Source organism: uncultured Mucilaginibacter sp. (genome assembly GCF_903913935.1).
In the GTDB taxonomy this organism is placed as follows: Bacteria; Bacteroidota; Bacteroidia; order Sphingobacteriales; family Sphingobacteriaceae; genus Mucilaginibacter.
The window spans coordinates 1-4984 of sequence record NZ_CAIWNH010000021.1 but is presented as its reverse complement, the minus strand read 5'-3'; the positions used below and the strand labels follow the sequence as shown (position 1 = coordinate 4984).

Below are 4984 nucleotides of genomic sequence, written 5' to 3'. Positions count from 1 at the left end.
GCTAATTTTACCTAATCTAATTTACGTATTTTTTATACGACAATTTGAATTACACCCTCTGAAATTACCAGTTTTTCAACTTTCGGACATTTCAGTCTTCCCGACTTTCCCACTTTTTCAATTCTCCAACTTTTTCCCTACCTTTGCCCCTCCAAAAGCAGGCGCATGAAAACCTGCGCAATATTTAAGTTTAAATACCCGTAAAAGATGAATATTTCACAGGAAAAGATCGATAACCTGAATGCAGTTGTAAAAATTAATATCAATCCTGAAGATTACCAGGCCCGCGTTGATAAAGCCATTAAGGACCAGGCTAAAAAAGCTAAAATACCCGGTTTCCGCCCCGGTATGGTGCCCCCCTCGCATATCAAAAGAATGTACGGCAAAAGCATCCTGGTTGATGAGATCAATAACCTGCTTTCAGATACCCTGAACAAATACATCGACGAAGAAAAACTGGAAGTTTTGGGCCAGCCCCTTCCAAAAATCGACGAAGACAAACATTATAACTGGGATTTTACCGACAATTTTGAGTTTAACTATGAATTGGGTTTAGCGCCTGATTTTACGGTTGATTTTTCAGCAAATGATAAAATAGCCCAATATGTCATCAAAGTTGACGAGGAAACTTTAGCTGCCCGGATCAAAAATATCCGCAGAAGCTATGGCAAAATGACAAATCCTGACGTATCGGCAGACGATGATGTGCTTTATTCCGATTTGGCGCAGCTTTCACCGGATGGTTCTGTTTTTGAGGATAGAATTGCCATAACCGCGTCGGTACGACTTGACCAGGTAAAGGATGAAGCAATAAAAGCATCATTGATCGGCCTGAAAAAAGGAGACGTGGTTACGCTGGATATTCAGAAAGCATATGATAACGATGCAGCTAAAATTGCTGGTTTATTAAAAATTGATGAAGAAACAGCGGCAGATCTGAAATCAAACTTTCAGTTAACCGTTAAAAACGTTAACCGTTTGGAAGAAAGCGATCTGAACCAGGAGTTCTTTGATAAATTATTTGGTGAAGGAACAGTAAGCAATGAAGAAGAATTCAGGGCGAAAATTACTGAAGAAATTGAAGGCATGATGGCGCAGGATGCTGAACGCAAATTGCAGGAAGAAATTTATAATTATACCATCAATAAATTCCAGTTTACGTTGCCTGATGAGTTTTTGAAACGCTGGTTAAAGGCAAGCGACGAAAAAATGACCACAGAGGATTTGGAAGGCGGCTATAGCGATTTTGCACAAAACCTGAAGTGGACGCTGATCGGCAATAAGATCATCAGGGAGCAGGACATCAAGATCGACTATGAAGATGTTTTTCAAACTGCAAAATTCCGTTTGGATCAGCAATTCAGGATGTACAGCCCGCAAGCTTTAAGTGACGAGCAATTGGGCCAGTACACTGTACAATACCTGCAGAATAAGGAAAACGCCAACAAGATATTTGAAGAAGTAAAAGCTTTAAAAATATTCGCTTTTATCAAAAGCGTGGTTACTTTGGATCCTAAGGAAATTCTTTATACCGATTTCCAGAAGCTGTAGGGGAGTCCGGTAAGTCAGTAAAGACCGAAAAGTCCGGAAGACAAGAAAGACAAAACAAGAAGTATTTGTCATTGGGTGGTAACATTTTCTACCCGGTGACAAATACCTGTATCAATTGCCGTTTCATTGCATGGAGTGCATGTCCCAGGGAACGGTATCGTCGTGGCAAGGTTTATTCATAAAATATAACTGTTTGCCGCTTTTCGCATGTAATGCGCTATCCTCATCAAATTTTTTCTTTCGGACTTCCGGACTTTACCGACTTTCGGACTTTAAAAATAACAACTATATTTATCGCGATTAAAACCCGCATCTTAACAAAAGTATCATGAGTAATATTGATAAAAACGAATTCAGAAAATACGCTGTTAAACATCACCGTATCAACAGTATCTATGTAGATAAATTTATAGCCGGCGTTGAAAGAAGTACCCTGCCAACCGGGATGACCCCGTACATCATCGAGGAGCGCCAGTTAAATGTTGCCCAAATGGACGTGTTTTCGCGTTTAATGATGGACCGTATTATTTTCCTTGGCGATGCCATCTATGAAAATATTGCAAACATTATCCAGGCGCAATTGCTTTTCCTGCAATCAGCGGATAACAAACGTGATATCCAGATCTATATCAATTCACCGGGCGGTTCAGTTTATGCCGGTTTAGGTATTTATGATACCATGCAGTTTATTTCAAACGATGTGGCTACAATTTGTACAGGCATGGCAGCTTCAATGGCGGCCGTTTTATTGTGCGCAGGTACCAATGGCAAAAGGGCGGCTTTACCGCATGCAAGGGTAATGATCCACCAGCCATCAGGCGGCGCGCAAGGGCAGCAATCTGATATTGAAATTACCTATCACGAAATAACAAAACTGAAAAAAGAATTATACCAGATCATTGCCGACCATAGCGGTGCGCCGTTTGAAAAGGTATGGGATGCATCTGATCGTGACCATTGGATGATTGCCGAAGAAGCCAAGGAATTTGGTATGGTAGATGAGATTTTACGCGGCACCAAGACAAGTAAATAAATTCGGTAAACCTGCCTGCCGGCAGGCAGGGTCGGAAAGATCGATTTTATGCCGGAATGAAACAAAATCGGCACTATGCACGTAGTATTAACATTAAGCAATCATTTTTTTAACTTTCGGCCTTCCGCCCATAGCGGGGGTTCCGACTTTGAATAAAAATTGTTAATTTTGTACCTCAATAATAAACCAAATGAATAAAAACAGCAAGGAAATCAGGTGTTCGTTTTGCGGGGCCGGTAAGCAGGATTCTCTTATGCTGATAGCCGGACTTGATGCGCATATCTGTGATAAGTGCGTCAACCAGGCCAATGAGATCCTCGCAGAAGAGCTGAAGGTAAGGAAAGTGAAGGCATCGCCCTCAGTACCTGCCATGCTTAAACCAGCCGAGATAAAAGGCCACCTTGACCAGTATGTGATCGGGCAGGATGATGCGAAAAAGATATTATCAGTTGCGGTTTACAATCATTACAAACGTTTAAACCAGCGCATTGATAAGGATGAGGTGGAGATTGAAAAATCAAACATCATTATGGTGGGCGAAACCGGTACAGGTAAAACTTTACTGGCAAAAACGCTTGCCAAAATATTAAATGTTCCTTTTTGTATATGCGATGCTACGGTATTAACCGAAGCGGGTTATGTAGGGGAGGATGTTGAAAGTATTTTAACCCGCCTGCTGCAATCAGCCGATTACGATGTAGCTACTGCCGAACGCGGCATAGTTTACATTGACGAGGTAGACAAGATAGCCCGCAAAAGCGACAATGCTTCTATCACCCGCGATGTATCAGGCGAGGGAGTTCAACAGGCCCTTTTGAAGATTCTGGAAGGAACCATGGTGAATGTTCCGCCACAAGGCGGGCGCAAGCACCCCGATCAAAAAATGATCACCGTTAATACCAATAACATCCTGTTTATCTGCGGTGGTGCGTTTGATGGTATCGACAGGAAGATCGCCAACCGTTTGCGCACGCAAACTGTAGGTTACCGGATGAAACGGGATGACGGCGAAGTGGATATGAAAAACCTGTACAAATACATCACTCCACAGGATTTGAAGTCCTTCGGTTTAATACCCGAGCTGATTGGCCGTTTGCCGATATTAACTTACCTAAATCCATTGGACAGGGAAGCATTACACAATATCTTAACCGAGCCTAAAAACTCCTTATTAAAACAATACAAAAAGTTGTTTGAATATGAAGGCGTAAAGCTGGAGTTTGAAGATGAAGTGCTTGACTTTATTGTGGATAAAGCGGTTGAATTTAAATTAGGCGCCCGTGGTTTGCGCTCTATCTGCGAAGCGATCATGATCGATGCCATGTTTGAGTTTCCATCAAAAAAAGATGTGAAACGACTGCTGGTGACTTTAGATTACGCGCACGAAAAGTTCGACAAATCGGACCTTAAAAAATTAAAGGTGGCTTAATAAAGAAGACATATTAAGTTTTTATATTTGAAATAATGACAAGCCCTGGTGAATGCCGGGGTTTGTTGTATAAGTACCCCGGCCCTCTAAAGGGGGTGATAGTCTGGTAAGCGAGAATTTAAGAATTGAATATCGAATAATGAATTTTGAATGCCGAACGCCCATGTTTTTTACTTCAATATTCTACATTCGTTATTCGGTGTTCGAAATTAAAATCTTTAATTGACAGCTATGCCCTAAAATGGGAAGAATATATCACTATGAATGAACAATTAGCTATAAAAAAAGACGAACAGTCCGGAAAAAAGCCCAAAGAGGTATCCTCAGCGGTGACTTCGGGCTTAAAAACCAAGGAGTCCATTGTGACCAACTGGCTGCCGCGCTATACCGGCCGCACCCTGGCTGAATTTGGAAGTTACATTATCCTTACCAATTTTTCGAAATACATTACTTTGTTTTCGCAATGGAACGATAATGCGCCAATTATGGGCTTAGATAAACCGATGCAAAGCGTTACGGCTAATGGTATTACCATTATCAATTTTGGTATGGGCAGTTCTGTTGCCGCAACCATTATGGATCTCCTCACCGCTATCCACCCCAAAGCGGTTATATTTTTAGGGAAATGCGGCGGCCTTAAAAAGAAAAACAAGGTAGGCGACCTGATATTGCCGATCGCCGCCATCAGGGGTGAAGGCACCTCTAACGATTACCTGCCTCCTGAAGTGCCTGCATTACCAGCCTTCGCACTGCAAAAAGCCATCTCAACCACCATACGCGACTTTGGCCGCGATTACTGGACCGGCACCTGTTATACCACTAACCGCCGCGTTTGGGAGCACGACAAGGAGTTTAAACGTTACCTGAAGAAATTGAGGGCGATGGCTGTTGATATGGAAACCGCGACCATTTTTACTACCGGCTTTGCCAACAAGATCCCTACCGGAGCCCTGCTGCTGGTATCAGACCAG

At 42.3% G+C, this 4984-nt stretch carries 4 protein-coding genes; all 4 read left to right on the top strand.

Annotated elements, in window-relative coordinates; genetic code table 11:
* Positions 1-207 precede the first annotated feature (207 nt).
* Positions 208-1551, top strand: coding sequence for a trigger factor (tig, locus tag QZY09_RS00855; protein WP_295666896.1), 1344 nt, complete (start codon positions 208-210; stop codon positions 1549-1551).
* A gap of 328 nt (positions 1552-1879) precedes the next feature.
* The gene (gene clpP / locus QZY09_RS00850; protein WP_096353389.1) at positions 1880-2584 is read left to right on the top strand and encodes an ATP-dependent Clp endopeptidase proteolytic subunit ClpP; all 705 of its coding nucleotides are present in this window, start codon (positions 1880-1882) and stop codon (positions 2582-2584) included.
* Positions 2585-2774: 190 nt separating this feature from the next.
* Complete coding sequence (clpX, locus tag QZY09_RS00845; RefSeq protein WP_295666889.1) at positions 2775-4013, top strand: ATP-dependent Clp protease ATP-binding subunit ClpX; 1239 nt, start codon at positions 2775-2777, stop codon at positions 4011-4013.
* Positions 4014-4273: 260 nt separating this feature from the next.
* On the top strand, positions 4274-4984 hold a 711-nt coding region (locus tag QZY09_RS00840), incomplete at its 3' end, for an AMP nucleosidase (protein ID WP_295666885.1).

Coding starts and splice junctions, on each gene's coding strand:
- tig (WP_295666896.1), top strand. CDS start 208: ATGAATATTTCACAGGAAAAGATCGATAACCTGAATGCAGTTGTAAAA.
- clpX (WP_295666889.1), top strand. CDS start 2,775: ATGAATAAAAACAGCAAGGAAATCAGGTGTTCGTTTTGCGGGGCCGGT.
- clpP (WP_096353389.1), top strand. CDS start 1,880: ATGAGTAATATTGATAAAAACGAATTCAGAAAATACGCTGTTAAACAT.